The 410-nt window shown below is 43.4% G+C and carries 1 rRNA gene; it reads right to left on the bottom strand.

Annotation, left to right across the window (positions count from 1 at the left end):
• Positions 1-334 precede the first annotated feature (334 nt).
• A 16S ribosomal RNA gene (locus QMX91_RS31370) occupies positions 335-410 on the bottom strand; the annotation flags it as partial.

Here is a 410-nt window from a genome sequence, read left to right as displayed (position 1 = left end):
GTCTTTCATCGCCTCTGACTGCCAAGGCATCCACCGTATGCGCTTCTTCACTTGACCATATAACCCCAAGCAATCTGGTTATACTGTGAAGACGACATTCGCCGAAAATTCGCAAAACTCTTAAGAGTCACTCACAAATTTTACCTTAGCCTGATCCGTTACCAGTGAAAGTAACGTTCAGTCTATCTTTCTATCACATACCCAAATTTTTAAAGAACGATTCTGAAAAAGATCAGAGCTAATTATTCGATTCGAATATTTAGCTCTGCACTTTTACAAACGCATGAATCAAGCAATTCGTGTGGGAACTTATGGAGCAGCTGATGTCGTCGATTAAGGAGGTGATCCAGCCGCAGGTTCCCCTACGGCTACCTTGTTACGACTTCACCCCAGTCATGAATCACACCGTG

It is taken from the genome of Pseudomonas sp. PS01299 (genome assembly GCF_029960145.1).
Taxonomy (GTDB): domain Bacteria; phylum Pseudomonadota; class Gammaproteobacteria; order Pseudomonadales; family Pseudomonadaceae; genus Aquipseudomonas; species Aquipseudomonas putida_A.
This window is presented reverse-complemented; position numbering and strand designations above follow the sequence as displayed.